Annotated in this window: 26 protein-coding genes and 1 tRNA gene; 10 read left to right on the top strand and 17 right to left on the bottom strand. The window is 70.7% G+C overall.

Annotation, left to right across the window (positions count from 1 at the left end; translation table 11 throughout):
* Positions 1–9: 9 nt before the first annotated feature.
* Positions 10–930: a cysteine synthase CysM gene (cysM, locus tag RBXJA2T_RS09170; protein WP_009857071.1), complete on the bottom strand. Its 921-nt coding sequence runs from the start codon at positions 928–930 to the stop codon at positions 10–12.
* Positions 931–1,036: 106 nt separating this feature from the next.
* On the opposite strand from cysM, the gene RBXJA2T_RS09165 reads away from it, so the two are divergent.
* Positions 1,037–1,121, top strand: a tRNA-Leu gene (locus RBXJA2T_RS09165).
* Positions 1,122–1,167: 46 nt separating this feature from the next.
* Positions 1,168–1,764, top strand: a complete 597-nt coding sequence (locus RBXJA2T_RS09160; protein ID WP_009857070.1) for a rhomboid family intramembrane serine protease — start codon at positions 1,168–1,170, stop codon at positions 1,762–1,764.
* 156 nt (positions 1,765–1,920) lie between these two features.
* Here RBXJA2T_RS09160 and RBXJA2T_RS09155 read toward each other — a convergent pair whose 3' ends face one another.
* Positions 1,921–2,799 carry an SDR family oxidoreductase gene (locus RBXJA2T_RS09155; protein WP_029718614.1) on the bottom strand — a complete coding sequence of 293 codons (879 nt, stop codon included), beginning with the start codon at positions 2,797–2,799 and terminating at the stop codon, positions 1,921–1,923.
* Between the two features lie 32 nt (positions 2,800–2,831).
* On the opposite strand from RBXJA2T_RS09155, the gene RBXJA2T_RS09150 reads away from it, so the two are divergent.
* Positions 2,832–3,875 (top strand): CDP-6-deoxy-delta-3,4-glucoseen reductase, encoded by a 1,044-nt coding sequence (locus tag RBXJA2T_RS09150; protein ID WP_009857068.1) that lies wholly within the window; start codon positions 2,832–2,834, stop codon positions 3,873–3,875.
* The gene (locus RBXJA2T_RS09145; RefSeq protein ID WP_009857067.1) at positions 3,875–4,846 is read left to right on the top strand and encodes a Bug family tripartite tricarboxylate transporter substrate binding protein; all 972 of its coding nucleotides are present in this window, start codon (positions 3,875–3,877) and stop codon (positions 4,844–4,846) included. The genes RBXJA2T_RS09150 and RBXJA2T_RS09145 overlap by 1 nt, the downstream gene beginning before the upstream one ends.
* Before the next feature lie 61 nt (positions 4,847–4,907).
* On the opposite strand, the gene RBXJA2T_RS09140 is transcribed toward RBXJA2T_RS09145, so the two are convergent.
* The 6 genes from RBXJA2T_RS09140 to RBXJA2T_RS09115 all read right to left on the bottom strand — a co-directional run bounded on the left by RBXJA2T_RS09140 (position 4,908) and on the right by RBXJA2T_RS09115 (position 11,049).
* Positions 4,908–5,840, bottom strand: a complete 933-nt coding sequence (locus RBXJA2T_RS09140) for a CsgG/HfaB family protein (RefSeq protein ID WP_009857066.1) — start codon at positions 5,838–5,840, stop codon at positions 4,908–4,910.
* A gap of 156 nt (positions 5,841–5,996) precedes the next feature.
* A complete protein-coding gene (locus RBXJA2T_RS09135) occupies positions 5,997–6,713 on the bottom strand; it encodes an ABC transporter ATP-binding protein (RefSeq protein WP_230248163.1) in 717 nt (238 codons plus the stop codon).
* Between the two features lie 2 nt (positions 6,714–6,715).
* Positions 6,716–7,486: an ABC transporter ATP-binding protein gene (locus tag RBXJA2T_RS09130; RefSeq protein WP_009857064.1), complete on the bottom strand. Its 771-nt coding sequence runs from the start codon at positions 7,484–7,486 to the stop codon at positions 6,716–6,718.
* Positions 7,487–7,504: 18 nt separating this feature from the next.
* Positions 7,505–8,596, bottom strand: a complete 1,092-nt coding sequence (locus tag RBXJA2T_RS09125; protein ID WP_009857063.1) for a branched-chain amino acid ABC transporter permease — start codon at positions 8,594–8,596, stop codon at positions 7,505–7,507.
* Positions 8,597–8,613: 17 nt separating this feature from the next.
* Positions 8,614–9,537 carry a branched-chain amino acid ABC transporter permease gene (locus tag RBXJA2T_RS09120; RefSeq protein ID WP_009857062.1) on the bottom strand — a complete coding sequence of 308 codons (924 nt, stop codon included), beginning with the start codon at positions 9,535–9,537 and terminating at the stop codon, positions 8,614–8,616.
* A 168-nt stretch (positions 9,538–9,705) separates the two neighbouring features.
* Positions 9,706–11,049, bottom strand: a complete 1,344-nt coding sequence (locus RBXJA2T_RS09115; RefSeq protein ID WP_009857061.1) for a replication-associated recombination protein A — start codon at positions 11,047–11,049, stop codon at positions 9,706–9,708.
* Positions 11,050–11,189: 140 nt separating this feature from the next.
* On the opposite strand from RBXJA2T_RS09115, the gene RBXJA2T_RS09110 reads away from it, so the two are divergent.
* A complete protein-coding gene (locus RBXJA2T_RS09110) occupies positions 11,190–11,720 on the top strand; it encodes a chemotaxis protein CheW (protein WP_009857060.1) in 531 nt (176 codons plus the stop codon).
* 15 nt (positions 11,721–11,735) lie between these two features.
* Here RBXJA2T_RS09110 and lolA read toward each other — a convergent pair whose 3' ends face one another.
* The 3 genes from lolA to RBXJA2T_RS09095 are packed head-to-tail and all read right to left on the bottom strand — an operon-like array spanning position 11,736 to position 15,368.
* Complete coding sequence (gene lolA, locus RBXJA2T_RS09105; protein ID WP_009857059.1) at positions 11,736–12,344, bottom strand: outer membrane lipoprotein periplasmic chaperone LolA; 609 nt, start codon at positions 12,342–12,344, stop codon at positions 11,736–11,738.
* Entirely contained in the window at positions 12,341–14,662 is a 2,322-nt protein-coding gene (locus RBXJA2T_RS09100) for a DNA translocase FtsK (RefSeq protein ID WP_009857058.1), read from the bottom strand. The genes lolA and RBXJA2T_RS09100 overlap by 4 nt, the downstream gene beginning before the upstream one ends.
* Positions 14,663–14,699: 37 nt before the next feature.
* On the bottom strand, positions 14,700–15,368 hold the full coding sequence (locus tag RBXJA2T_RS09095) for a Crp/Fnr family transcriptional regulator (RefSeq protein WP_009857057.1): 669 nt from the start codon (positions 15,366–15,368) through the stop codon (positions 14,700–14,702).
* Positions 15,369–15,547: 179 nt separating this feature from the next.
* Between RBXJA2T_RS09095 and trxB the strand changes: the two genes are divergently transcribed.
* From trxB to rpmG, 3 genes are all read left to right on the top strand, one after another.
* Positions 15,548–16,507, top strand: a complete 960-nt coding sequence (gene trxB / locus RBXJA2T_RS09090) for a thioredoxin-disulfide reductase (protein WP_009857056.1) — start codon at positions 15,548–15,550, stop codon at positions 16,505–16,507.
* Positions 16,508–16,601: 94 nt separating this feature from the next.
* Positions 16,602–16,835, top strand: coding sequence for a 50S ribosomal protein L28 (rpmB, locus tag RBXJA2T_RS09085; RefSeq protein WP_009857055.1), 234 nt, complete (start codon positions 16,602–16,604; stop codon positions 16,833–16,835).
* Positions 16,836–16,855: 20 nt separating this feature from the next.
* On the top strand, positions 16,856–17,026 hold the full coding sequence (gene rpmG, locus RBXJA2T_RS09080; RefSeq protein WP_009857054.1) for a 50S ribosomal protein L33: 171 nt from the start codon (positions 16,856–16,858) through the stop codon (positions 17,024–17,026).
* 250 nt (positions 17,027–17,276) lie between these two features.
* Here rpmG and RBXJA2T_RS09075 read toward each other — a convergent pair whose 3' ends face one another.
* From RBXJA2T_RS09075 to purN, 3 genes are all read right to left on the bottom strand, one after another.
* Positions 17,277–18,500, bottom strand: coding sequence for a DesA family fatty acid desaturase (locus tag RBXJA2T_RS09075; RefSeq protein ID WP_029718615.1), 1,224 nt, complete (start codon positions 18,498–18,500; stop codon positions 17,277–17,279).
* Between the two features lie 121 nt (positions 18,501–18,621).
* Entirely contained in the window at positions 18,622–19,881 is a 1,260-nt protein-coding gene (locus RBXJA2T_RS09070) for an RsmB/NOP family class I SAM-dependent RNA methyltransferase (RefSeq protein WP_009857052.1), read from the bottom strand.
* Positions 19,882–19,952: 71 nt separating this feature from the next.
* On the bottom strand, positions 19,953–20,582 hold the full coding sequence (gene purN / locus RBXJA2T_RS09065) for a phosphoribosylglycinamide formyltransferase (protein WP_009857051.1): 630 nt from the start codon (positions 20,580–20,582) through the stop codon (positions 19,953–19,955).
* A 74-nt stretch (positions 20,583–20,656) separates the two neighbouring features.
* On the opposite strand from purN, the gene RBXJA2T_RS09060 reads away from it, so the two are divergent.
* Both RBXJA2T_RS09060 and RBXJA2T_RS09055 read left to right on the top strand, forming a co-directional pair.
* Positions 20,657–21,865, top strand: a complete 1,209-nt coding sequence (locus RBXJA2T_RS09060) for a tryptophan--tRNA ligase (RefSeq protein ID WP_029718616.1) — start codon at positions 20,657–20,659, stop codon at positions 21,863–21,865.
* 199 nt (positions 21,866–22,064) lie between these two features.
* Positions 22,065–22,727 (top strand): alpha/beta hydrolase, encoded by a 663-nt coding sequence (locus tag RBXJA2T_RS09055; protein ID WP_009857049.1) that lies wholly within the window; start codon positions 22,065–22,067, stop codon positions 22,725–22,727.
* 10 nt (positions 22,728–22,737) lie between these two features.
* Here RBXJA2T_RS09055 and RBXJA2T_RS09050 read toward each other — a convergent pair whose 3' ends face one another.
* The 3 genes from RBXJA2T_RS09050 to imuA all read right to left on the bottom strand — a co-directional run.
* Entirely contained in the window at positions 22,738–24,384 is a 1,647-nt protein-coding gene (locus RBXJA2T_RS09050) for a Y-family DNA polymerase (RefSeq protein ID WP_206026733.1), read from the bottom strand.
* Between the two features lie 143 nt (positions 24,385–24,527).
* On the bottom strand, positions 24,528–25,025 hold the full coding sequence (locus tag RBXJA2T_RS09045; RefSeq protein ID WP_009857047.1) for a nuclear transport factor 2 family protein: 498 nt from the start codon (positions 25,023–25,025) through the stop codon (positions 24,528–24,530).
* The coding region (gene imuA / locus RBXJA2T_RS09040; RefSeq protein WP_009857046.1) for a translesion DNA synthesis-associated protein ImuA at positions 25,022–25,671 on the bottom strand (650 nt) is incomplete at its 5' end. The genes imuA and RBXJA2T_RS09045, both read right to left, overlap by 4 nt.

The following is a 25,671-nucleotide window of genomic DNA, read 5'->3' as shown; positions in this document are numbered from 1 at the left end:
CGACGGCGTTCAAGCCGGGAAGACGCCGGTGGACAGGTAGCGATCGCCGCGGTCGCAGACGATGAAGACGATGGTCGCGTTCTCCACCGTGCGCGCGATCTGCAGTGCCACCCAGCAGGCGCCGGCCGCCGAGATGCCGCCGAACAGCCCTTCCTCGCGCGCCAGGCGGCGCGCCATGTCCTCGGCGTCGGCCTGGCTGACGAGCACCGTCTCGTCGACCGCCGCCGGGTCGTAGATCTTCGGCAGGTAGGCCTCGGGCCACTTGCGGATGCCGGGGATGCGCGAGCCCTCGGCCGGCTGGGCACCGACGATGCGCACCGCCGGATTGCGCTCCTTCAGGTAGCGCGAGACGCCGGTGATCGTGCCGGTGGTGCCCATCGCGCTGACGAAGTGCGTGATGCGCCCGCCGGTCTGCTCCCAGAGCTCGGGGCCGGTGCTCTCGTAGTGCACGCGCGGGTTGTCGGCGTTGGCGAACTGGTCGAGCACACGGCCCTTGCCGTCGTGCTGCAGGCGCTCGGCGAGATCGCGCGCGTACTCCATGCCGCCGGAGCGCGGCGTCAGGATGAGTTCGGCCCCGAAGGCCTTCATCGTCTGCGCACGTTCGATCGACAGGTCCTCCGGCATGATCAGCACCAGCCGGTAGCCGCGGATCGCCGCGGCCATCGCCAGCGCGATGCCGGTGTTGCCCGAGGTCGCCTCGATCAGCGTGTCGCCGGGCTTGATCTCGCCGCGCTCCTCGGCGCGCCGGATCATGCTGATTGCCGGGCGGTCCTTGACCGAGCCGGCCGGGTTGTGGCCTTCCAGCTTGCCGAGAATGACGTTGCCGCGGGCGGCGTTGTCGTCTCCGGGCAGGCGCTGCAGGCGCACCAGCGGCGTGCGGCCGATCGCGTCTTCCAGGGTCGGGTAGGCCGGTGCGGCCGTTGAATCCATCGTCGTCGCTCCTCGGCAGACATTGTGGCAGCGCCGGCGCCCGGCCGCCGGAACCCTGCATGACATAATCGTTCGAACCCCGGGCGAGCCCTGCTCCGCCCCGCGAGCCCGCGTGACGAAATCGGTAGACGTAGCGGATTCAAAATCCGCCGCCGCAAGGCGTGCCAGTTCGAGTCTGGCCGCGGGCACCACCCCACCCCGACCGTTTCCGCCGGGCGTGCCCGTCCGGCCCGATCCATGCCGCCGCTTCCCCCGGTCACCAAGACGCTGATCCTGATCTGCACGGCGGTGTTCTGCCTGCAGACCTTCGTGCCGCAATCGCTGACGCTGTGGCTGGCTCTGTGGCCGGTCGGCAGCGGGCTCTTCGGGCCCTGGCAGGTCGTCAGCTACGCCTTCCTGCACGGCGGCCTGTTCCACCTGTTCTTCAACATGCTGGGCCTGTGGATGTTCGGCTCCGAGCTCGAACGCGTCTGGGGCCAGAAGCGCTACCTGCAGTTCCTGCTCGCCGGCGCGCTGGCCGCGGCCGCGGCGCAGATGGCGGTGACGGCGATGACCGGCTCGCAGAATCCGACGATCGGCGCTTCGGGCGCGCTGTTCGCGCTGCTGCTGGCCTTCGGCATGCTGTTCCCGAACCGGCAGGTGATGCTGCTGATCCCGCCAATCCCGATGAAGGCCCGCACCTTCGTCGTCGTCTTCGGCGCGCTGGAACTGCTGCTGGGCTTCATGGACCGCGGCGACATCGCCCACTTCGCCCACCTGGGCGGCATGGTCGGCGGCTTCCTGATGATCCGCTACTGGCGCCGGCAGGCGCCGTTCGGCGGGCGCCGGCGCTAGAAGCCGGGCGGCTTCACCGCACGGTCTCTAGCCTCCGGCTCTGAACGTTGGGCTCCCCCGAGCCCCCTCCAGGAGGGTGCTCCAGCTCGCTCCGGAACACCCACCAGCCTCCCTCCGGGAGGGAGGCTCCGGTGGTTTGACGAAGTTTCGTAGCGATCAGCCCTTGGGCGCCAAGCCTTCCACGACCGTCGGGTAACGCAGCGCGACGCGCAGCTCGCGCTTGAGGCGGGTGTTGTCGAGCCGGCGCGACTCGCCCAGGAAGCTCATCGTCATCGCGCCCAGCGTGCGCCGGGCTTCGTCGCGGGTGACTCGCGGCGGCGCCGGCAGGCCGCAGACGCGGGCGACGAGCTCGTAGTAGTCGCCCATCGTGAACTCGCCGTCGTCGCTGGCGTGATAGACGCGCTGCGGCGCGGCGCGCAACAGCGTGGCGACACAGATGCGCGCCAGGTCGTCGGCGTGCACGTGGTTGGTGTACGGGTCGTGCGGCGGCAGCAGCAGCGGCGCGCCGCGGCGCACACGCTCGCGCGGGTCACCGCCTTCGCGATCGGGCGCGTAGATGCCCGGAACACGCAGCACCGCGACGCGCACGCCGTGACGGCGGCCGAAGCGCCGCACCTGTTCCTCGGCGTCGACACGCCGCCGGGCGCGCGGCGTGGCCGGCGCGACGGCGCGTGTCTCGTCGAAGCGTGCGCCGCCGGCGTCGCCGTAGACGCCGGTGGTGCTGGCGTAGACCAGCGTTTGCACGCGCCCCGCACGCGCCAGCGCCTGCAGCAGCGCACGCGTGCGCGGGTCGCCGTCGCCTTCGCCGGGCGGCGGCGCCAGATGCAGCACGAGGTCGGCGAGACCGGCCAGGCGGCCGAGCGTCGCCGGGCGGTCGAGGTCGCCGACGAGCGGCACGGCGCCCAGCGCCCGCAGCGCGGGCACGCGGTCGGGCGACGAGGTGAGCGCCAGCACGCGCCAGCGGCCGGCCAGGATCTGCAGGACGCGGCAGCCGACGTCGCCGCAGCCGACGATGAGCAAGGTGGGACGGGGCACAATGACGGGTGAGTTTACGTGTGCCGCCTGCCATGAGTTTCAGAGTCAAGGTCGAGCCCGCCGGGGTCGAGTTCGAGGTCCAGCGCGACGAGACGATGCTCGCCGCCGCCATCCGCCAGGGCGTGGGCCTGCCCTACGGCTGCCGCGACGGCGCCTGCGGCTCGTGCAAGTGCCGCCTGGTCGACGGCCGCGTCACGCACGGCGCGCACCAGCTGAAGGCGCTGACACCCGAGGAAGAGGCCGCCGGCCAGATCCTCAGCTGCTGCGCGGTGCCGCTGACCGACTGCGCCATCGAGGCGCGCGGCGTGCCCGCCGCCGGCCAGTTCCCGGTGCTGAAGATGCCGGTGCGTGTGCTGGCGATCGAACGCGCCGCGGCCGACGTCGCGGTGCTGAAGCTGCAGCTGCCGGCCAACCAGAACCTGCAGTACCGCGCCGGCCAGTACGTCGAGTTCATCCTGCGCGACGGCGTGCGCCGCGCCTACAGCATCGCCAACGCGCCGCAGCAGCTCGGCGAGCCGCCGGCCATCGAGCTGCACATCCGCCACATGCCGGGCGGCAGGTTCACCGATCACGTCTTTGGCGCGATGAAGGAACGCGAGATCCTGCGCCTGGAAGGCCCGCTGGGCAGCTTCTTCCTGCGCACCGACAGCACCAAGCCGATCGTGCTGCTGGCCAGCGGCACCGGCTTCGCGCCGGTGAAGGCGATCCTCGAGCAGATGCGGCTGGAGAAGATCGAGCGCCCGGTCGTGCTGTACTGGGGCTGCCGCCGCCGCGCCGACCTGTATCGCCACGACTGGTGCGTCGAAGCCGCGGCGGCGATGCCGAACCTGCGCTACGTGCCGGTGCTGTCCGAACCGACGGCCGACGACGCCTGGGACGGCCGCACCGGCTTCGTGCACCAGGCCGTGATGGCCGACTGGCCCGACCTGTCGGGCCACCAGGTCTACGCCTGCGGCACGCCGGCGATGGTGGAGGCCGCGCAGCGCGACTTCGTCGCCCGCTGCGGCCTGCCGGCCGACGAGTTCTACGCCGATTCCTTCACCTCGGAGGCCGACAAGCACGGCCCGACCGCCTGATGATCTCCCGTCGCCACCTGCTCGCGGCCGGCGCGCTGGCCGCCACCGGCGCGCCGGCCTTCGCCGCCGACCACCGCCCGATCCGCCTCGTCGTGCCCTACCCGCCCGGCGGCCCGCTGGACACGGTGGCGCGTGCACTCGCCGAACGCGTCAAGGACAGCCTGGGTCAGGTCGTCGTCGACAACAAGCCCGGGGCCGGCGGCAACCTCGGCGCCGACTTCGTCGCCCGGAGCGCACCCGACGGCCACACGATCGTGATGGGCGCGGTCGCCACGCACGCCATCAACCCGTGGCTGTTCGCCCGGCTGCCGTACGACCCGGTGCGCGACTTCACGCCGATCACGCTGGTGGCCCAGGTGCCCAACGTGCTGGTGATGAACGCCGAGACCGCGGCGCGGCTGAAGATCGCGACGCTCGCCGACTTCATCGCCTACGCCAAGCGGCACCCCGGCCAACTGAACTACGGCTCGGGCGGCAACGGCAGCGCCGGGCATCTGGCCGGCGAGATGCTGAAGTCGCTGGCCGGCGTCTACGCCGTGCACATCCCGTACGGCGGCGCCGCGCCGGCACAGCTGGCGCTGCTGGGCGGCCAGGTCGACTTCAACGTCGACAACCTGGCCGCGGCCTCGGCCAACATCCGCAACGGCAAGCTGAAGGCGCTGGCGGTGACGACGCCGCGCCGCGCCAGCGCGATGCCCGAGCTGCCGACCGCCGCCGAGGCCGGCCTGCCGGGCTTCGACATCAGCACCTGGTTCGGCCTCTTCGGCCCGGCCGGCCTGCCGGCGGACACGACGCAGCGGCTGAACAAGGCTTTCACCGACGCGCTGGCGGCGCCGGAGCTGAAGTCGCGCATGGCGACGCTGATGATCGAGCCGGCACCGACGACGCCCGAGCAGTTCGCGGCCTTCGTCAAGAGCGAGCTGGCGAAGTACCAGAAGGTCGTCCGGCTGTCGGGCGCCAGGGTCGACTGAGACCCGAAGCCGCGGTCGCGGCAGCGGGTCACGGATCACATGGACCCGTGACCCCGCACGATCACTTGCTGCCGGAGGACGTGGTGCCGGTCGTCTTCTTGGCGGGCGCCGTCTTGGCCGGCGTCGACGACTTGGCCGGCGTCGCGGCCTTGGCGGGGGCCGCCGGCTTGGTGGCGCCGTCCACGGACAGGCGGCCGCCGGTGCCCAGGCCGCCCTTGACGGTCTGGGCCTTGTAGTTGCGCAGGGCCTTGACCATCTGGTTGTAGGAGTCGGCGAAAGCCGCGACGATGACCTTGCCCTGCGGAGTCTTGGAGTAGGCACCGCCGCCCAGGCCGCCGAGCAGGCCGACACCACCCAGGATGCCGATGTCGAAGTTGCGCGCCGTGCCCTCGGCGGCCGAGACCTGCACGCCGGAGCGGTTGTCGATGAGCAGCAGCGTCGTCGACGCCTCGTTGGTCTGCACCGCACCGGCGATCGCGCCGGCCATGCCCGGCAGGAACGACGCCAGGCCGGCGCGGCCGGTGTTGCCGGAGAACTGGATCGACGGGCTCATCGTGTAGTCGGCCGCGACCACCTGGCCGCCACCGAAGTTGCTGCCCTGGCGCGACTCGCCGCTGCGCGCCAGGTTGCGCTCCATTTCCATGTTGCGCATCGCGCCGCCACGCTCGACGATGACGAAGCAGTTGCTCTGCTGGATCATCAGGCGCAGCACCGGCACGGTGGAGCCCAGGTTGTACTGGCTCAGCTGCAGGAACCAGGGTGCCGCGGTGTCTTCCTGCAGGGCCAGCGTGCCGAGCGACTCGGAGCACTTCTCGAGCGCGCTGTTGTCGCCCTCGGCGGTCTCGCCGCCGGCGGCGCCGGACACGGTGCCCTTGTTGGTACCCAGCGTCGGCGCCGTGGCCAGACACCCGCTCAGCAGCGCCGTTGCCGCCACGGCGACGGCGGACAGCAGCAGCGACCTCGGCACAGCCGACACGCGCTTGGCTTCAGACATGCAATCCTCCTCGATAGACCTGACTGACATCAGGAGCGCCCGCGGCACACGACCACGCGGCGTCCTCCCCTCGGATTCACGCTGCCGATGCTAGTCGGGTAAGGGGTTGTTGCAAGCATTCCGAGCGTGCCGCCCCCCCTATCGACGCAGGCGCGGTCACTCGCCCAGGTAAGCGGCGCGCACCTTCGGGTCGTTGAGCAGCACCTTGGCGTCGCCGGTCATCGTGATCTCGCCCGAGTCCATGACGTAGCCGCGGTTGGCCAGCCCCAGCGCGCGGCTGGCGTTCTGCTCGACCAGCAGCACCGTCGTGCCGCGCTGGTGGATGTCGTTCACGACCTCGAAGATCTTGTCGACCATGATCGGCGACAGGCCCATCGAGGGCTCGTCGAGCAGCAGCACCTTGGGGCGCGCCATCAGCGCACGGCCCATCGCGAGCATCTGCTGCTCGCCGCCGGACATCGTGCCGGCGAGCTGGTTGCGGCGCTCCTTCAGACGCGGGAACAACGCGAACACCATCTCGATGTCGGCGTCGATCTCGTTGTCGTTGCGGATGAACGCGCCCATCTGCAGGTTCTCGACGATCGTCATGCGCGTGAAGGTGCCGCGCCCTTCGGGGACCATCACCAGGCCCTGCTTGACCAGGTCCCAGGCGCCCTGGCCGCGGATGCTGCGGCCCAGGTACTCGATCGTGCCTTCGGCCACCGGCTGGGTGCCGGTCACCGCCTTCAGCGTCGTCGTCTTGCCGGCACCGTTGGCGCCGATCAGGCTCACCAGCTCACCCTGGTGGACCTCGAAGTTCACGCCCTTGACGGCCTGGATGCCGCCGTAGGCCACCTTCAGACCGGTGACCTTCAACATCGTCGTGGTGCTCATGCTCAGTGTCCGCCCGCGCCCAGGTAGGCCTCGATGACCTTCTCGTTCTTCTGCACGTCCGCCGGGGTGCCCTCGGCGATCTGCTTGCCGTAGTCGAGCACGGTGACGCGGTCGCACAGCCCCATGACCAGCTTCACGTCGTGCTCGATGAGCAGGATCGTGCGGCCGTCGCGGCGGATGCGGTCGATCAGTTCGCGCAGCACGACCTTCTCGGTCGCGTTCATGCCCGCGGCGGGCTCGTCCAGCGCGATCAGCTTGGGGTCGGTGGCCAGCGCGCGCGCGATCTCCAGCCGGCGCTGGTCGCCGTAGGACAGCGTGCGCGCCTTGTACTCGGCGTACTTGCCGATGCCGACGTAGTCCAGCAACTCCTTGGCGCGCGCGGCGATCTCCGCCTCCTCGCGCTTGAAGCGGGCGGTGCGGAACACCGCGCCGCCGAGGCCCGACTTCGTGCGCACGTGGCGCCCGACCATCACGTTCTCCAGCGCCGTCATCTCGGCGAAGAGGCGGATGTTCTGGAAGGTGCGGGCGATGCCGGCCTTGGCCACCAGATGCACCGCGCTGGGCTTGTAGGGCTCGCCGCCGAGCTCGAACGTGCCGGCGTCGGGGATGTACAGGCCGGTGATGACGTTGAAGAACGTCGTCTTGCCGGCGCCGTTGGGGCCGATGAGGCCGTAGACCTGGCCCTTGCGGATCTCGATGCCGACGTCCGACAGGGCCTGCAGCCCGCCGAAGCGCTTGGAGACGCCTTGAACCTTGAGAATCGTTTCCGACATGTCGCTTCGCGTCCCTTCTCAGCGCATCAGCTTGGTGACCGGCCGCGGTGCGGCCTTGCCGTGTTCAGGCGAGGGCCACAGGCCGCGCGGACGCAGCAACATGATGGAGATCATCGCCAGCGCGATCAGCAGCTGGCGCAGGATGGCGGCGTCCAGCCGGCCGCCGGTCATCTCCTGCAGCGGGCCGGCGACATAGCGCAGCACCTCGGGCAGCGCGGCCAGCAGCACCGCGCCCAGGATGACGCCGGGGATGTGGCCCAGGCCGCCGAGCACGATCATCGCCACGATCATCACGCTCTCCTGCAGCGAGAACGACTCCGGCGACACGAAGCCCTGGAACGACGCGAACATCGAGCCCGACACGCCGCCGAAGGTGGCGCCCATGCCGAAGGCCAGCAGCTTCATGTTGCGCGTGTTGATGCCCATCGCCTTGGCGGCGATCTCGTCCTCGCGGATCGCCATCCAGGCGCGGCCGATGCGCGAGCGCTCGAGACGGTAGCTGATCAGCACGCTGAAGATCACCAGCGCCAGGAACAGGTAGTAGTACAGCGTGACCGCCGGCATCGTGAAGTCGCCGATCGTCACCGCCTTGCCGAACTCGAACCCGAAGATGTTCATCGGGTCGATGCGGTCGAGCCCGCGCGGCCCGTTGGTGATGTTCACCGGGTACTCCAGGTTGTTCATGAACACCCGGATGATTTCGCCGAAGCCCAGCGTGACGATCGCCAGGTAGTCACCGCGCAGCTTGAGCACCGGCGTGCCCAGCAGCACGCCGGCCAGCGCCGCCAATCCCGCTGCCAATGGGATGACCAGCCAGATCGGCGTGTGCAAGCCGTTGGGGAAGGCGTTGGCGATCCACTCGAAGTTCTCCATCAGGTGCGGAGACGCGAGCAGCGCGTACATGTAGGCCCCGACGGCGTAGAACGCGACGTAGCCCAGGTCGAGCAGGCCGGCGTAGCCGACGACGATGTTCAGGCCCAGCGCCAGCAGCACGTACAGCAGGGCCAGCGCCAGGATGCGCACCCAGCCCTGGCCGAACTGCTGCGCGAACAGCGGCAGGGCCAGCAGCGCCAGCGCGGCGATGATGAATAGGAAGAGCTTGTTCTTCATGGGAGTCGACCCGGAACTCAGGCGCGGTCGGCGACGCGTTCGCCGAGCAGCCCGGCGGGACGCAGCGTCAGCACGAGGATCAGCGCGACGAAGGCGAAGATGTCGGCGTAGTGGCTGCCGAGCACGCCGCCGGTGAGGTCACCGAGGTAGCCGGCGCCGATGGCCTCGACGAGGCCCAGCAGCAGGCCGCCGACCACCGCACCGGCGAGGTTGCCGATGCCGCCGAGCACCGCCGCCGTGAAGGCCTTCAGCCCGGGCAGGAAGCCCATCGAGTGCTGCACGGTGCCGTAGTTGGCGGCCCACATCACGCCGGCGACGGCGGCCAGCGTCGCGCCGATGATGAAGGTCGCGGAGATCACCATGTCCGGACGCACGCCCATCAGCGTGGCCACACGCGGGTTCTCGGCGGTGGCGCGCATCGCGCGGCCGAGCTTGGTGCGGTTGACCAGATACATCAGCGCCGACAGCACGACGACGGTGATGCCCAGGATCAGGCACTGCGTGACGGTGATGACCGGGCCGCCGAGGTCGATCGGATCGGTCGGCAGCAGCAGCGGATAGGGCTTGGGGTTCGGCTTCCAGATGATCATCGCGATGGTCTGCAGCAGCAGACTCATGCCCATCGCGGTGATCAGCGGGGCCAGCCGGGGCGCGTTGCGCAAAGGCTTGTAGGCCAGTTTCTCGATCGTGAAGTTCAGCGTCGAACAGATGACGATCGCCACGGGCAGCGAGATCAGCATCATCGCCCAGCCCGGCAGGCCCGAGTCGGCCATCAGGGTGACGACGGTCCAGCTCGTCAGCGCGCCCACCATCAACACTTCGCCGTGCGCGAAGTTGATCAGGTTGATGATGCCGTAGACCATCGTGTAGCCCAGTGCGACCAGCGCATACATGCTGCCGAGCACCAGACCGTTGATGATCTGCTGGAGGAATGTTTCCATCGAAAAGAAGTCTCCGGGGGTGATCCGCGCGGGCGTTCCGCGCGCCAGGGCAGTGCTAGCAAGAAGCCGGCCGGATCGTCTCAGTTTGTATGTAAAGCGAGGCTCGTCGGGCCTTCGACGCCGGCCGGACGTCGCGCAAGGGCGCGATTCTCGCCTGAAAACAAACGCTCACCCGGAAGTAGTCGCCGCATCGTCTAGCGCGCGAAGTTCTGCTAGGCGCTCGGCGATCCGGGCCTCCAGGCCACGTGCCGCCGGGGCATAGAAGCGCCGGCCGACCAGGCCCTCGGGCAGGTAGCGTTCGCCGGCGGCGTAGCCTCCCGGCTCGTCGTGGGCGTAGCGGTAGCCCGCGCCGTGGCCCAGCGACTTCATCAGCTGGGTCGGCGCGTTGCGCAGGTGGTCGGGCACCGGCCGGCTGACGTCGCTGCGCACCAGCGCACGCACCTCGTTCCAGGCTTTGTAGACGGCGTTGGACTTGGGGGCGATCGCCAGATAGACCACGGCCTCGGCCAGCGCCAGCTCGCCTTCGGGCGAGCCCAGGCGCTCGTAGACCTCGGCGGCGTCCAGCGCCAGGCGCAGCGCGCGCGGGTCGGCCAGGCCGATGTCCTCGGCAGCCATGCGCACGATGCGCCGGGCGGCGTAGCGCGGGTCGGCACCGCCGTCGAGCAGGCGCGCCAGCCAGTACATCGCCGCATCGGGGTCGGAGCCGCGCACCGACTTGTGCAGCGCCGAGATCGTGTCGAAGAACTGGTCGCCGCCCTTGTCGTAGCGGCGCAGCAGCTCGCCCAGCGCACGCTCGAGCACGGCCTCGTCGAGCTCGGGCACGTCGCCGGCGATGGCGACGAGGTTGTCGTAGGCGTTGAGCAGCCGGCGCGCGTCGCCGTCGGCGTGGGCGACAAGACGCGTGCGCGCGCTGTCGGTCAGCGGCGGCGCGCCGAGCAGCGCGCGGGCGCGGTCGAGCAGCACGCCCAGGTCCTCGTCGGCCAGCGACTTCAGCACGTGCACCGTGGCCCGCGACAGCAGCGCCGAGTTGACCTCGAAGGACGGGTTCTCGGTCGTCGCGCCGATGAAGGTGAACAGGCCCGACTCGACGTGCGGCAGGAAGGCGTCCTGCTGCGCCTTGTTGAAGCGGTGGACCTCGTCGACGAAGACGACGGTGGCCTGGCCGCGGCGGCGCGCGTCCTTGGCGAGTTCGACCGCGTCGCGGATGTCCTTGACGCCGGCCAGCACCGCCGACAGCACCAGGAACTGGGCATCGACCGAGCCGGCGACCAGCCGCGCCAGCGTCGTCTTGCCGACGCCCGGCGGGCCCCAGAGGATCATCGACGGGATGCGGCCGCTCTCGAAGGCCACTCGCAGCGGCCGGCCGGGGCCGAGCAGGTGCTGCTGGCCGATGACCTCGGCCAGCGTGTGCGGCCGCAGCCGCTCGGCCAGCGGCGCGCCGGGTTCGACGGCCGGCGCCGCGGCCGGGCGCGGCGGCGGTTCGTCGGCGAACAGGGAGTCCTGGGCGTCCATGACCGATTGTCGCCGAGCCCGAAATGCGCCCGGCCGGCGCCGCTTATCGCCGCTTCCGGCACCGCGCGCGCTGCACAGAATCTGCGCCGCGGCCGCCTGCCGGACCGCGACAGCACAAGACCTCCGGAAAAGGAGCCCGCATGAGCACCACCCTCGACCACCCGGCCGCGACCGGAGCCGACACCCACGACGCAGCCGCCGCCCAGGCCGCGCGCGAGTACCTGTCGTTCAAGCTCGGCGCCGAGGAGTACGGCATCGACATCCTGAAGGTGCAGGAGATCCGCGGCTACGAGCCGCCGACACGCATCGCCAATGCGCCGGTGTTCCTCAAGGGCGTCGTCAACCTGCGCGGCGTCATCGTGCCGGTGGTCGACATGCGGCTGCGCTTCGGCCTCGCCGATGCCGAGTACAACGGCTTCACCGTCGTCATCATCCTCAACGTCGCCGGGCGCACGGTGGGCATGGTGGTCGACTCGGTCAGCGACGTGCTCGAACTCGCCGCCGGCCAGATCAAGCCGGCCCCGGAGTTCAGCGCCGCGGTCGACGCCAGCTACATCACCGGCCTGGGCACGCTGAAGACCGGCGACGACGAGCGCATGCTGATCCTGCTGGACATCGAGGCCCTGATGCGCAGCCCGGACATGGGGCTGATGGATCACGCCGGCGGCTGAGCCGGCGCCCCGGCGTCACTGCTCGAGCAGGTCGGCGCCGGCCGGCACCGTGAAGCGGAACCGCTCGGCCGGCAGCGCGACGCCGGCCTCGAAACCCTTGAAGTCCAGCCGCGAGCGCTGGCCGAAGCTGTCGACGATCTCGACGGCCGCCAACTCGGCGCCGCGGAAACCGACCTTCATCGACTTGAACGGCCCGTCGGGCGTGCGCGGCGTCGCCTGCGCCCATTCGAGCCCGCCCAGGCTGCCGCCGTTGGACAGCACGAAATCGGACTCCAGCGAACCGCCGGCCAGCAGCGCCGCCGGCGTCGCACCCAGCGCCTGCGACAGGCGGCGCGAACTGACCTGGTTCAGGTCGGGGTCGTGGATCCAGACTTTCTGGCCGTCGGCGACGATGGTCTGCTGGAAAGGCTTCTCGTAGCCGAAGCGGAAGCGGTCGGGGCGCGCGAACTCGAAGCGCCCGGAAGACGTCTTCTTGCGTGCGCCGTCCGGCGAGGTGACGGTCTGCGTGAACTCGGCGCGGCCGGTCTTCACGTCGCGCACGAAGGCGCGCAGCGTCTGCACGGCGTCGGCCTGCGCGGCGACAGTGGTGGCGGCCAGCGCCGCGGCGATCAGGAGCTTCTTCATTCTTCGCGTTTGGGCACCAGCAGGTCGCGGTTGCCGTTGTGGCCCATGGCCGAGACGAGGCCGGACTTCTCCATCTGCTCGAGCAGCCGCGCGGCGCGGTTGTAGCCGATGCGCAGATGGCGCTGCACGAGCGAGATCGAGGCGCGGCGGTGCTGCAGCACGACCTGCACCGCCTGGTCGTACATCGAGTCGTCCTCGCCGCCGCCGCTGGGGCCGCCTTCGGGCATCGCGTCGGCGTCGCCTTCGAGCGTGCCGCCTTCGAGGATGCCCTCGACGTAGTTGGCCTCGCCCTGGGTCTTCAGGTACTCGACGACGCGGTGCACCTCGTCGTCGCTGACGAAGGCGCCGTGCACGCGCACCGGCATGCCGCTGCCCGGCGGCAGGTAGAGCATGTCGCCCTGCCCCAGCAGCGCCTCGGCACCCATCTGGTCGAGGATGGTGCGGCTGTCGATCTTGCTCGACACCTGGAACGACAACCGGGTCGGGATGTTGGCCTTGATGAGGCCGGTGATGACGTCGACGCTGGGCCGCTGCGTCGCCAGGATCAGGTGGATGCCGGCGGCACGCGCCTTCTGCGCCAGGCGCGCGATCAGCTCCTCGATCTTCTTGCCGACGACCATCATCAGGTCGGCCAGTTCGTCGATGACGACGACGACGTGCGGCAGCCGCTCCAGCGGCTCGGGCTCCTCGGGCGTCAGGCTGAACGGGTTGCCGATCTTCTCGCCCTTGGCCTGGGCGTCGGCGATCTTCTTGTTGTAGCCGGCGAGGTTGCGCACGCCGAGCTTGCTCATCAGCTTGTAGCGCCGTTCCATCTCGCCGACGCACCAGTTCAGCGCGTTGGCCGCCTGCTTCATGTCGGTGACGACCGGCGCCAGCAGGTGCGGGATGCCCTCGTAGACGCTCATCTCGAGCATCTTCGGGTCGATCAGGATGAGCCGCACGTCGCGCGCCTCGGCCTTGTAGAGCAGGCTGAGGATCATCGCGTTGATGCCCACCGACTTGCCCGAGCCGGTGGTGCCGGCGACCAGGCAGTGCGGCATCTTCGCCAGGTCGGCGACGACCGGGTTGCCGACGATGTCCTTGCCCAGGCCCATCGTCAGCAGCGACGCGGCCTCGTGGTAGACCTGCGAGCCGAGGATCTCGGCCAGGCGGATCGTCTGCCGGCGCGCGTTGGGCAGCTCCAGCGCCATGTAGTTCTTGCCCGGAATGACCTCGACGACGCGGATCGAGATCAGCGACAGCGAGCGCGCCAGGTCCTTGGCGAGGTTGACGATCTGCGCGCCCTTGACGCCGGTGGCCGGCTCGATCTCGTAGCGCGTGATCACCGGGCCGGGCGAGGCGGCGACGACGCGCACCTCGACGCCGAAGTCCTTCAGCTTCTTCTCGATCAGCCGGCTGGTCATCTCCAGCGACTCGGGCGTCACGCTCTCCTGGCGGCCCGGCGCGGCGTCGAGCAGGTCGACCTGCGGCAGTTTGGTGTCGGTCAGCTCGACGAACAGCGGCTTCTGGCGCTCCTTGGCGACACGCTCGGACTTGGGAACCTCGACGACGGGCGGCTCGATGACGATCGGCACGTGCTCCTCGACGACCTGACGCTCGACCTCGACGACGTGCTCGCGCTCGCGCGTGGCCTGCTCGCCGATGCGACGGTCTTCTTCCTGCTCACGCACCTCGGCGCGGCGCTCGCGCAGGCCGTCGAAACGCTCGCCGATCGCGTCGGCCAGCTTCAGCCAGGAAAAGCGCAGCGCCAGCGCCAGCCCGGCGACCAGCACGACGATCCACAGCACGCCCGAACCGGCGAAACCCAGCCAGCGCATCGACAATGGCCCGAGCGTGTAGCCGAGCACGCCGCCGGAATGCCCGGGCAGCAGCGGCTCCAGGCGGTACAGCCGCGTCCATTCGAGCGCGGTGGCCGCCATCATCAGCAGCGCCAGGCCCGCCCAGAAGCGCAGCCGCGGGTGACCGGCTTCGGCCGGGGCGTCGTCACCGCTGCGCAGGGTCTGCGCCAGCAGCGACAGCCAGGCGCGCAGGCCCACCGGCACCAGCCACCAGGCCGAGAAGCCGAAGAGGAAATAAGCGAGATCGGCGACCCAGGCGCCAGCCAGGCCGGCGGCGTTGTGCACCGGCTCGCCAGTGCCGGAAGTGGTGAACGCGGGGTCGGCCGGGTGGTGGGTGGCCAGCGCCAGCACCAGCAGCAGCCAGGCCACCGCGCCGGCGAAAAGCAGCGCCTGCTGGCGCCAGCGCGCCGGGGCCGGAACCGGCCGCGGAGCCTTCGCCGCCGCGGCGCCGGCACCCAGGGATCCGAGCGGGAACGTCATGCGGCGATTGTGGCCGATCGCCCCGGCGGCCGCCGTGTCAGTCGGTCTGCAGCCGTTCCTTGATGATCACCGAGCCGTTCTCCTGGGTCTCGATGACGCCGCGGTCCTCCAGGTCCTTCATGACGCGGCTGACCATCTCGCGCGACGCGCCGACGACCTTGGCCATGTCCTGGCGCGAGACCTTGTGGCGGATGATCTTCGTGCCCTTGTCGTCCTCGGCCATGTCCAGCAGCGTGCGCGCGACGCGGCCGTAGACGTCCAGCAGCGCCAGCGACTCGATCTGGCGATCGGCGTTGCGCAGCCGGCGCACCAGCCCGCGCAGGATCGCGTAGGCCAGCGTCGAGCCCTCGGGCAGGCAGCGCGCGAAATCGGCGCGCTGCAGCACCAGCATGTCGGTCTGGATCTCGGCGCGCACGGTGGCCGAGTGCGGCTCGCCGTCGATCAGGCTCATCTCGCCGACGTAGTCGCCGGACTCGAGCACCGCCAGGATGACTTCGCGGCCGCGCGAGTCGGCGGTCAGCACGCGCGCCCGGCCGTTGAGGAGGATGAACAGCGCGTTGCTCTTGCGGCCCTGCTCGACCACGAGTTCGCCACGGCGGAACCGGCGCTTGACGACGCTGTCGGCGATCGCCTGGGCCTGTTCGGCCGTCAGCATCGAGAACAGCGGCACGCGCCGGATCAGATCCAGGTTCGAGAGCATCGACACGACGGGGACCTCCTTTTATGTATTTCCCCGCCCGACCGCGACGGCCGGGACGCGGAAAGTTATTCCCTATTGTGCCCATTGAGCGCATCGGGCTGCCGCGGCGCCTCGTGGGCGGTATCCTCGGACCGTCGGATCGGCGCGACGCCCAAGTTGCGCCCGGCTCCTTTTTCAGAGTTCCCATGACCCAGACCACCACCCACGCCCGCGTCCTGATCCTCGGCTCCGGCCCCGCCGGCTACACCGCCGCGATCTACGCCGCCCGCGCCAACCTCGAGCCGCTGCTCGTCACCGGCATCGCCCAGGGCGGCCAGCTGATGACGACCACCGAGGTCGACAACTGGCCCGCCGACGTCAACGGCGTGATGGGCCCGGACCTGATGCAGCGCTTCCAGCAGCACGCCGAGCGCTTCAACACGAAGATGGTCTTCGACCACGTCAACGCCGTCGACTTCTCGCAGCGCCCCTTCGTGCTGACCGGCGACTCCGGCCGGTACACCTGCGACACGCTGATCGTCGCCACCGGCGCCAGCGCCAAGTACCTGGGCCTGCCCAGCGAACAGACCTTCATGGGCCGCGGCGTCAGCGGCTGCGCGACCTGCGACGGTTTCTTCTACCGCGACCAGGCGGTCTGCGTCGTCGGCGGCGGCAACACCGCCGTCGAGGAAGCGCTGTACCTGTCGAACATCGCGAGCACCGTGCACCTGATCCACCGCCGCGACAAGTTCCGCGCCGAGCCGATCATGGTCGACAAGCTGATGGACAAGGTGAAGGCCGGCAAGATCGTGCTGCACCTGTGGGCCACGCTCGACGAGGTGCTCGGCGACGCCAGCGGCGTGACCGGCGTGCGCCTGAAGTCGGTGAACGACGGCAGCACCGAGGAGCTGAAGGTCAACGGCTGCTTCATCGCCATCGGCCACCAGCCCAACACCGAGATCTTCAAGGGCCAGCTCGAGATGAAGGACGGCTACGTGCTGACCAAGGGCGGATCCGAGGGTTTCGCGACGATGACCAGCGTGCCCGGCGTCTTCGCCGCGGGCGACGTGCAGGACCACATCTACCGCCAGGCGATCACCAGCGCCGGCACCGGTTGCATGGCCGCGCTCGATGCCCAGCGCTATCTGGAGCAATCTGGGCTATAATTTTCGGCTTTGCTGCCTTTGATGGCCCGGCTCCGCTGGGAGCTCGGTATCTTTCGCAGGCGGCCATCACCCTCGAACCTTTCGGAGAAGCGTCATGGCACGCGTCTGTCAAGTCACGGGCAAGCGCCCGATGGTGGGGAACAACGTCTCCCACGCCAACAACAAAACGAAGCGTCGTTTTCTGCCCAACCTGCAGTACCGCCGCTTCTGGATGGAAAGCGAGAACCGCTGGGTGCGCCTTCGCGTGTCCAACGCGGCGCTGCGCCTGATCGACAAGGTGGGCATCGAGAAGGTCGTTGCCGACCTGCGTGCCCGCGGCGAAATCTGACAGACCGTTAGGAGAGCGACATGGCCAGCAAAGGCGGACGCGAAAAGATCAAGCTGGAGTCCACCGCGGGCACCGGCCACTTCTACACCACGAGCAAGAACAAGAAGACGACGCCCGAAAAGCTCGAATTCCTGAAGTTCGACCCGAAGGCTCGCAAGCACGTCCTGTACAAGGAAGTGAAGCTGAAGTGATCGGCCGGCCGCCATCCGGCGGCGCGGACCAAGACAACGGGGCCTTCGGGCCCCGTTTGTTTTGCGTACGGCTCACGAACGGGGTCAGGTCTTGCCTTTTGCGGCGCCGGTGGCGCTTCCTGCAAAACGCAAGACCTAACCCCGGGAGGCCTGACCCCGGGAGGCCTGGGCGCTTCGCCCGCCACGCGGCAGAGCTGCCGGCAAGGAAAAAGGGGCCGCGAGGCCCCTTTGCCGTTCAGGCGCCCTGCCCTCAGGCGCGCGCCGAACGCAGCTTCAGCGAGAACTCCTGCAGCGCAGCGATGCCGCTGTCCTCGGCCTTGCGGCACCAGGCCTGCAGGTCGGCGACCAGTTGATCGGCGGAGACGTTGGTGCGCGTCCACAGCGCGCGCAACTCCTCGCGCATCGCCACCAGCTTGGCCAGGCTCGGGTTGTCGCCCAGCGCCTGCGACAGCTGCGGCCGCACGCCGTGCGGGATCTTGTCCTCGTCGCGGTGTAGCCAGGTCTTGGCGAGCACCAGATGGCGCCAGTGCGCACTGTTCTGGGCACCTTGCGCCTTCAGCCGCGCCAGCTCGGCGCGCACGGCGCGGCGCATCTCCTTGGCATAGCCCGCCATCACCTCGTAGCGGTTGGCGATCAGCGCGTCCAGCGTCTGGCCGTCGGCCACCGGCTTGAGCTCGCCCAGCGCCAGCCGCGGCGGCGTCTTGCGCACCTTGGCCAGCCCCAGCGTCTGCATGCCGCGGATGTAGACCCAGCCGATGTCGAACTCGTAGCGCTTGACCGAGAACTTGGCCGAGGTCGGGTAGGTGTGGTGGTTGTTGTGCAGCTCCTCGCCGCCGATCAGGATGCCCCAGGGCGAGATGTTGGTCGACGCGTCGGCCGCCTCAAAGTTGCGGTAGCCCCAGAAGTGGCCGATGCCGTTGATGATGCCGGCGGCATGGATCGGGATCCACAGCATCTGCACCGCCCAGACCGTCGCGCCGACGGCACCGAAGAGCAGCAGATCGACGATCAGCATCAGCGCCACACCCTGCCAGCTGAAGCGGCTGTAGAGATGACGCTCGATCCAGTCGTCGGGCGTGCCATGGCCGTACTTCTTCAGCGTCTCGCCGACCTTGGCCTCGGCGCGGTAGAGCTCGCTGCCGGTCAGCAGCACCGTCTTGATGCCGCGGGTCACCGGGCTGTGCGGGTCTTCCTCGGTCTCGCACTTCGCGTGGTGCTTGCGGTGGATCGCGACCCACTCCTTGGTCACCATGCCGGTGGTCAGCCAGAGCCAGAAGCGGAAGAAGTGCGAGACGACCGGGTGCAGGTCAAGTGCGCGGTGCGCCTGCGAGCGGTGCAGGAAGATCGTCACCGCGGCGATCGTCACGTGCGTCACGACCAGCGTGAAGAGCACGATCTGCCACCACGACGCGCCGAGCAGCCCGTGGGCGAGCCCATCGACGAGGACGTCGTGGAAGGTCAACAACTGGGTCATCGCGTCTTTCGCCTTGCGTTATCTCAAACCAGGCATTGTACGAGCCTGGTTTTGCAAGGTGATTTGCGATTTCGCCTGGCTTTCAGGCGCTGATCGTGGCAAGCGCGGCCGCGCCGCGGCGTCAGCGCCGCTGCCAGACGGCGGCGAAGAAGCCGTCGGTGCGATGGCGGTGCGGCCACAGGCGCAGGCAGCGGTCCTGCACCAGTTCGTCGGCACGCTCGACGCCCTGCTCGCGCAGCAGCTCGGCAGCGTCCAGGCGCACGAAGTCGCGGCCGTGTTCGGCATCGAACGCGGCGACGATCTCCTCGTTCTCCGCCGTCAGCAGGCTGCAGGTGGCGTAGACCAGGCGGCCGCCGGACTTGGGCAGGCGCGAGGCGCTGGCCAGGATGGCCTGCTGCTTGGCCTGCAGCTCCTGCACCGCCTTGGGCGACTGGCGCCACTTCAGGTCGGGGTTGCGGCGCAGCGTGCCCAGGCCCGAACAAGGCGCGTCGATCAGCACGCGGTCGATCTTGCCGGCCAGGCGCTTGACGCGTTCGTCGCGCTCGTGCGCGATCTGCGCCGGATAGACGTTGGACAGGCCGCTGCGCGCCAGCCGCGGCTTCAGGTTGTCCAGGCGGTGGCCCGAGACGTCGAAGGCGTAGAGGCGGCCGGTGTTGCGCATCATCGCGCCCAGCGCCAGCGTCTTGCCGCCGGCGCCGGCGCAGAAGTCGACGACCATCTCGCCGCGTTTGGCACCGGTCAGCAGCGCCAGCAGCTGGCTGCCCTCGTCCTGCACCTCGACGCTGCCGTTGGTGAAGAGTTCGAGCTTGTTCAACGCCGGCTTGCCGTCGACGCGCAGGCCCCAGGGCGAATACGGCGTCGGCTCGGCGGTGATGCCGGCGGCGGCCAGCGCCTTGGCGGCTTCGTCGCGTTTGGTCTTCAGCGCGTTGACGCGCAGGTCCAGCGGTGCCGCGGCGTCCATCGCCTGCACCAGCGGCCAGAACTCCTCGCCGAGCTGCGTCTGCAGCGCGCCGGCCAGCCAGTCGGGCAGGTTGTGGCGCAGCTTGTCGGCCAGCGTCGTGCGGTCGACGGTGTTGACCTGGGCCAGCCACTGCTGCTCGTGCGGGCCGAGCGCGCCACGCAGGAAGTTGTCGCCGCCCTGCCAGCCGAGGATCGCCAGCCGGCGCTCGAGCGCGCCGCTGCCGCTTTGCGCCAGGTGCGCGAGCAGCAGGCGCTGGCGCAGCACGTTGTAGGCGGTCTCCGCGAGCGCGTGGCGGTCGCGCGCACCGAGCGCGCGGTGCTGGCGGAAGAACGCGGAGACGACGGCGTCGGCCGGCTGGTCCAGGCGCAGCACGCTGCGCAGCAGTTCGGTGGCGAGGTCGAGCAGGGCGTTCGGATGCATAGGGGCGCGATTATCCCGTGAGCGCGGCCCGCGCCCCGGATCGGGGCGCGACGGCGGCTGCCGCGGGCCGTTCAGACGAGCAGTTGGGCCTGGCCGTCGCGCTGGCGCACGACGCCGCCGTCGACGACCAGCGCGCCTTCGACGAACCAGCGCACGGCCTGCGGGTAGATGACGTGTTCGGCGGCGAGCACACGGTCAGCGAGCGCCGCCTCGTCGTCGCCCGGCAGCACCGGCACCACGGCCTGCATGACGATCGGCCCGTGGTCGAGCTCGGGCGTCACGAAGTGCACGGTGGCGCCGGCGGCCTTGCAACCGGCCTCGATCGCGCGGCGATGCGTGTGCAGCCCCGGGAAGGCCGGCAGCAGCGACGGGTGCACGTTCAGCATGCGCCCGGCGTAGCGGCGCACGAAGGCGTCGCCGAGGATGCGCATGAAGCCGGCGAGCACGACGAGGTCGGGCTCGTGGCGGTCGATCTCGGCGGCCAGCGCGGCGTCAAAGGCCTCGCGGTCACCGGCGAAGCCGCGGTGGTCGACGACGGCCGTCGGCACGCCGTGCGCGGCGGCGAAGGCCAGCCCCGAGGCGTCGGGCCGGTTCGAGACGACGGCCGCGACGAGCGCCGGCCAGCCTTCGGCGGCACAGCGCTGGACGATCGCCTCCATGTTCGAGCCGCGGCCGGAGATCAGGATGACGATGCGCTTCATGGGGCGCGCAGTGTAGCGAGCGGCCCCGCCGCGACCTGAGACAATCGACGCTTTCCTTGTCCCGGCAAAACTCCATGCGACCCCGCGTTCTCTCGGGCATGCGCCCGACCGGCTCCCTGCACCTCGGCCACTACCATGGCGCGCTCAAGAACTGGGTGCGGCTGCAGGACCAGTACGACTGCTTCTATTTCGTTGCCGACTGGCACGCGCTGACCACGCACTACGAAGAGCGTGACGTCATCGAGAAGAACGTCTACGAGATGGTGATCGACTGGCTCGCCGCCGGCCTGGACCCGGAGAAGAGCACGATCTTCATCCAGAGCCGTCTGCCCGAGCACGCCGAGTTGTTCACGCTGCTGGCGATGGGCACGCCGCTGGGCTGGCTCGAACGTGTGCCGACCTACAAGGACCAGATGGACAAGCTGAAGGACCGCGACCTCGCGACCTACGGCTTCCTCGGCTACCCGCTGCTGCAGGCCGCCGACATCCTGATCTACAAGGCCGCCTACGTGCCGGTCGGCGAAGACCAGGCCTCGCACGTCGAACTGACGCGTGAATGCGCGCGGCGCTTCAACAGCCTCTACGGCCGCGCACCCGACTTCGCCGAGCAGGTGGCAGCAACGCTGGCCAAACTCTCCAAGGACGACCAGCGCTACTTCGAGAAGCAGCGCAAGGCCTTCGGCGAGACCGGTGCCGCCGAGGCGCTGGCCAAGGGCGAAGGCATCCTGAAGAAGGCGGCAGGCCAGGTCGAGGGCTGGACGGCGCACGACAGCGAACTGCTGGCCGGCCACCTGAAGGGCAGCGGCAAGAGCATCCTCGTCGAGCCGCAGGCGCTGTACACCGAGAACGCGCGCCTGCCCGGCCTGGACGGCGCGAAGATGAGCAAGAGCTACGGCAACGCCGTGCTGATGCGCGACGACCCGGACACCGTGGCCAAGAAGGTGCGCGGCATGGTCACCGACCCGGCGCGCGTGCGCCGCACCGACCCGGGCACGCCGGAGAAGTGCCCGGTCTGGGCCTTCCACAAGGTCTACAGCGACGAAGCGACCCAGAGCTGGGCCAGCCAGGGCTGCACGTCGGCCGGCATCGGCTGCCTGGAGTGCAAGCAGCCGGTCATCGACGCGATCGTCAAGGAACAGCAGCCCTGGCGCGAACGCGCCGCAGCCTTCACCGCCAACCCCAAGCAGGTGCACTGGATCGTCGAGATGGGCACCGAGCGTGCGCGCACGGTGGCCCGGCAGACGATGAAGGACGTCCGGGAAGCCATGGGCATCTCTTACTGATCCCCCCCGGAGCGCTCACGCGCTCCCCCCAGGGGGCGCCGCCAGCGACCCGGCAAAGCCGGGCCGCGGCGGCCGCTTGATGCGCCGTGTGCGTGCGAGCGGGGCTTGAAGTTGCCCGGCTCTGGCATTCGCTCCTCCGCGGAGGAAATGCGTGCTGCAAGACCGCCGCGGCGGGCGATGGACCGAGCAAGGAGACACGATGGCGCTGCAGACGATCGAACTCGACCCGGGCGTGGCGCCGGTGGCCACGGTCATCGTGCTGCACGGGCTGGGCGCCGACGGCACCGACTTCCTGCCGATGGCCGACGAGCTGCGGCTGGAGGCGCTGGGGCCCGTGCGCTGGGTGCTGCCGCGCGCGCCCGAACGGGCGGTGACGATCAACGGCGGCTACCGCATGCGCGCCTGGTACGACATCCTCGGGCCGGACGCGCCGCGCCGTGAAGACGAGGCCGGGCTGCGCGAGTCCTTCGCCGCGGTGCAGGCGCTGGTCGAGCGCGAGATCGCGCGCGGCGTGCCGGCGTCGCGCATCGTGCTCGCCGGCTTCTCGCAAGGCTGCGCGGTCACGCTGGGCGGCGGGCTGCGCCTGCCGCACCGGCTGGCCGGCCTGGCCGGGCTGTCGGGTTATCTGCCGCTGCCCGAGACACTGGCCGCCGAACGCCACCCGGCGAGCACCGGCACGCCGGTCTTCCTGGCCCACGGTCGCGACGACGGCGTCGTGCCGCTGGTGCGCGGCCAGGCGGCGCGCGAGGCGCTGCGCCGCGAAGGCTTCGAGGTCGAGTGGCACGACTACCCGATGGAACACTCGGTCTGTCTCGAGGAAGTGCAGGCGCTGCAGCGCTGGCTGCTGAAGGTGCTGGCCTGAGCCGGCGGCGTCAGCCGAACCAGCCCTGCAGGTACCAGCCGCCGGCTGCGTCGTCGGCCGGCAGGCGTTCGCGGTAGACCCAGACCAGCGCGCCGTCCTCGGCCTGGGCGACGAAATAGTCGCGCACCGCCAGGCCGCCGTCCCACCAGCCCGACTCGATGCGCTCCGGCCCGGCCAGCACACGCAGCGGTCGGCCCTGCCATTGCGGGCGCTCGTGGCGCTCGGGCAGCGGCTGCGGTGCGTCCAGCAGCCACACCGGGCGGTGCAGCGCGGCGCGCCGGCGCCGTGCGGCTGCAGGCACGACCGGCGCGGCACGCGCCAGCAGCGAGGCGATCAGGGCCTGTGCCGGGTCGGTTGCCGGTTCAGGCGGTGCAGCGCCCTGCGCCACCACCGGCGGCGGGGCTGACGGGTGCCGGCCGTGCCGCACCGACGGCGCCGGCACGCGCCCCAGCGGCAGCAGCCGCGTGCCGCATTCCGGGCGGTGGTCGGGCTGCGGCGCCAGGCGCAGCACCTGCTCGTCGCCCAGGCGCGCGCGCAGGCGCTCCAGCAGGCGCAGCAGGCCTTGCGCCTGGCCCTGGCGCGACGGGAACAGCTCGGCGTTCGGCGCCGGTGCGTGCACCGCCTCGCGGCATTCGAGTTCCAGCTCCAGCGTCGGCGCCAGCAGTTCCAGCCGGCCCAGACGCTCGCGCAGCAGCAGTTGCAGGTGATCCGGGTCGAGCGAAGGCTCGGCCAGCTCCAGCCGCAGCCGCGTGGCCGGCGGCGCGTCGCCACGGCAGCGGTCGTGGTGCATGTCCAGCGTGAAGGCGGCGATGCGAACCTGGCACGCCTGCGCCCAGGCCACCAGCCGCGCCAGCAGCACGCCGGCGCCGTGCAGCACCTGGGCCGTGGTGTCGGCACGCGCGAACAGCTCCAGCCGGCTCGCGAAGACCGCCGGCGGCACGAGCGGCTCGCGCGGATCGGCGGCGTGGCCCAGCGTCTGGTCGAGTTCGGCCAGCAGCGTGGTGCCGAAGCGGCGGGCGACGCCGTCGCGCGGCAGCGCCTGCAGTTCGCCCAGCGTGTGCACGCCCATGCCCTGCAGCACCGCGGCGTGCTCGCGCCCGGCGTCCAGCAAGGCCAGCGGCGCGCCGGCCAGCACGGCCTGCAGCGCCGCCAGCCGGTCGCCCGGCAGGAGCATGAAGCCCGTTTGATCGCCCCGCCAGCGCGCCAGCAGCGAGGCGGCGCGCGCCGTGGGCGCGCTGGCGAGGGCCAGTGCATGCCCCAGCGGCTCGACGGCGGCCTGCAGCCGCTGCAGCAGCCGCGGCCCGCCGCCGAAGCAGCGCAGGCTGGCCGCCACCTCCAGCAACACCGTGGCCGGCGGCTCCGGCACGACCATCGGCGTGAAGGCCAGCGCGGCGTGTGCCAGCGCCGTCAGCGCGGCGGCGTCGCGCACCGCATCGGCCTCGCCGTGCACCAGATCGGGGGCCAGCGCCAGCGCGGTGCCACGCCGCATGCCGGGCTGCACGCCGCGTTCGGCGGCCTGGCGATCGACGACGGCGATGCGGTGCGCGGCCAGCAGCGCCAGCGGCCGGGCGGCCTCGGCCGCACCCAGCGTGGCGCGCCAGGACTCCAGCGACAGCCGCGGGGCGTGCAGCGCGATCCAGAACACGGGGAGCCTCAAGCGGAACGGCCGGTGGGGTAACGCGAACGGGCGAACAGGAGAACGGGCAAACGGCCGGACAGACGGGCAGACGGCAACGGCAACGCCAACACCGGGCCCTGCCGCAGCACCCCGACGCTCGCCCGCGCGCCCACGGCGCCCGGTCAGCCGCCCTCGCCCTCCGCGTCGTCGATCGGCTCGGCCAGGTGGGCGCGGTTCGTCGGCGCCGCATAAGGTTCGGGCCAGAACTCGACCAGGCGGCGCACACGGCCGGCGGCGAGATCGCAGTCGAAGAACGAGATCACACGCGCCTGCTGCACGCCGTCGGTGACGCCGACGTCGGACACCGCGTCGTGCGCCCCGCCGACGACGCGGTGCAGCCGGAAACGCCAGGGCCCGTTGGCCGGGTACTCCTGGTTCATGCGCACGAAACGTTCGGCACCGCGGAAGCGTTCGCCGGACTGCGGCCAGTCGAGCACGAAATCCTCGGCCAGCAGCTCGCCGACCGAGGCGAAGTCGTTGCTCGCCATGCGGCGCCAGAACTCGTGCACCAGCGCCGCGGCACCCACGGCCGGGCCGACGGCGGCCGACGACGGCGAAACATCGAGCGCGGGCGAAGCCGGCACGGCGGCGCCGCCGGCGAGAAAGGCGGGAGAGTTCATGGTTGCAGGACCTCCTGGGTGAACGCAGTGCGGGCCACCGGCGTCGCGGCGCGGGCCCGCGCCGCAGCCGGCAGCACCGGAGGCAGGGCCAGCGCCAGCGGCTGGGCCAGCGGCGGGCCGCGGCGCTTGAGCAGGTGCACACGCAGCGCGTCGGCACCGGCGGCGCACAGCCACAGCCGCAGCGGCGCGACGCTGGGCCGGGTGCGCGCGGCGTCGTCGCGCAGCACGAAGGCCGGGCCGTCGTGCGTCTGCGCGGCCAGTTGCAGCCGGCGCAGCGCGTCGGCCGGCAGGCGCGCCGGCAGCCAGGCGAGCACGGCGCCGACCTGGCCCGAACGCAGCGCCTGTTCCAGCGCCCACAACACGTCGGCGGCCGGCAGCGGCCCACGCGCGCGGCCCCGCTGTGCCTGGCGGCTGCGCACGACGAACAGCCGCGCCAGGTCGAGCCCGCATTCGGCCAGCGCCCAGCCGAAGGGCAGCGCCGGCGGGTCGAACAGCATCACGCAGCCCTCGGCACGCTGGACCGCGGCCAACGCTGGCGCCAGCAGCCGCATCTCGCCCAGGCCGGCACGCGGCAGCAGCAGCTCGGTGAGCACGCGCGAGGGCCAGCCGCCGCCGGGCAGCGCGGCGTCGAGCGCGGCGAAGCCGC

Origin of the sequence: Rubrivivax benzoatilyticus JA2 = ATCC BAA-35 (assembly GCF_000190375.1) — a bacterium.
Classification (GTDB): domain Bacteria; phylum Pseudomonadota; class Gammaproteobacteria; order Burkholderiales; family Burkholderiaceae_C; genus Rubrivivax; species Rubrivivax benzoatilyticus.
The sequence above is the reverse complement of the archived record's forward strand: the minus strand, read 5'-3'. Positions and strand labels throughout refer to the sequence as shown.

What these genes read in the sequence shown, in the direction of transcription:
- RBXJA2T_RS09060 (WP_029718616.1), top strand. Translation starts at nt 20,657, where the DNA reads ATGCGACCCCGCGTTCTCTCGGGCATGCGCCCGACCGGCTCCCTGCAC.
- RBXJA2T_RS09150 (WP_009857068.1), top strand. Translation starts at nt 2,832, where the DNA reads ATGAGTTTCAGAGTCAAGGTCGAGCCCGCCGGGGTCGAGTTCGAGGTC.
- trxB (WP_009857056.1), top strand. Translation starts at nt 15,548, where the DNA reads ATGACCCAGACCACCACCCACGCCCGCGTCCTGATCCTCGGCTCCGGC.
- purN (WP_009857051.1), bottom strand. Translation starts at nt 20,582, where the DNA reads ATGAAGCGCATCGTCATCCTGATCTCCGGCCGCGGCTCGAACATGGAG.
- RBXJA2T_RS09045 (WP_009857047.1), bottom strand. Translation starts at nt 25,025, where the DNA reads ATGAACTCTCCCGCCTTTCTCGCCGGCGGCGCCGCCGTGCCGGCTTCG.
- lolA (WP_009857059.1), bottom strand. Translation starts at nt 12,344, where the DNA reads ATGAAGAAGCTCCTGATCGCCGCGGCGCTGGCCGCCACCACTGTCGCC.
- RBXJA2T_RS09120 (WP_009857062.1), bottom strand. Translation starts at nt 9,537, where the DNA reads ATGGAAACATTCCTCCAGCAGATCATCAACGGTCTGGTGCTCGGCAGC.
- rpmB (WP_009857055.1), top strand. Translation starts at nt 16,602, where the DNA reads ATGGCACGCGTCTGTCAAGTCACGGGCAAGCGCCCGATGGTGGGGAAC.
- RBXJA2T_RS09055 (WP_009857049.1), top strand. Translation starts at nt 22,065, where the DNA reads ATGGCGCTGCAGACGATCGAACTCGACCCGGGCGTGGCGCCGGTGGCC.
- RBXJA2T_RS09115 (WP_009857061.1), bottom strand. Translation starts at nt 11,049, where the DNA reads ATGGACGCCCAGGACTCCCTGTTCGCCGACGAACCGCCGCCGCGCCCG.
- RBXJA2T_RS09135 (WP_230248163.1), bottom strand. Translation starts at nt 6,713, where the DNA reads ATGAGCACCACGACGATGTTGAAGGTCACCGGTCTGAAGGTGGCCTAC.
- RBXJA2T_RS09145 (WP_009857067.1), top strand. Translation starts at nt 3,875, where the DNA reads ATGATCTCCCGTCGCCACCTGCTCGCGGCCGGCGCGCTGGCCGCCACC.
- RBXJA2T_RS09160 (WP_009857070.1), top strand. Translation starts at nt 1,168, where the DNA reads ATGCCGCCGCTTCCCCCGGTCACCAAGACGCTGATCCTGATCTGCACG.
- RBXJA2T_RS09125 (WP_009857063.1), bottom strand. Translation starts at nt 8,596, where the DNA reads ATGAAGAACAAGCTCTTCCTATTCATCATCGCCGCGCTGGCGCTGCTG.
- RBXJA2T_RS09070 (WP_009857052.1), bottom strand. Translation starts at nt 19,881, where the DNA reads ATGCATCCGAACGCCCTGCTCGACCTCGCCACCGAACTGCTGCGCAGC.
- RBXJA2T_RS09100 (WP_009857058.1), bottom strand. Translation starts at nt 14,662, where the DNA reads ATGACGTTCCCGCTCGGATCCCTGGGTGCCGGCGCCGCGGCGGCGAAG.
- RBXJA2T_RS09075 (WP_029718615.1), bottom strand. Translation starts at nt 18,500, where the DNA reads ATGACCCAGTTGTTGACCTTCCACGACGTCCTCGTCGATGGGCTCGCC.
- RBXJA2T_RS09140 (WP_009857066.1), bottom strand. Translation starts at nt 5,840, where the DNA reads ATGTCTGAAGCCAAGCGCGTGTCGGCTGTGCCGAGGTCGCTGCTGCTG.
- RBXJA2T_RS09130 (WP_009857064.1), bottom strand. Translation starts at nt 7,486, where the DNA reads ATGTCGGAAACGATTCTCAAGGTTCAAGGCGTCTCCAAGCGCTTCGGC.
- cysM (WP_009857071.1), bottom strand. Translation starts at nt 930, where the DNA reads ATGGATTCAACGGCCGCACCGGCCTACCCGACCCTGGAAGACGCGATC.
- rpmG (WP_009857054.1), top strand. Translation starts at nt 16,856, where the DNA reads ATGGCCAGCAAAGGCGGACGCGAAAAGATCAAGCTGGAGTCCACCGCG.
- RBXJA2T_RS09110 (WP_009857060.1), top strand. Translation starts at nt 11,190, where the DNA reads ATGAGCACCACCCTCGACCACCCGGCCGCGACCGGAGCCGACACCCAC.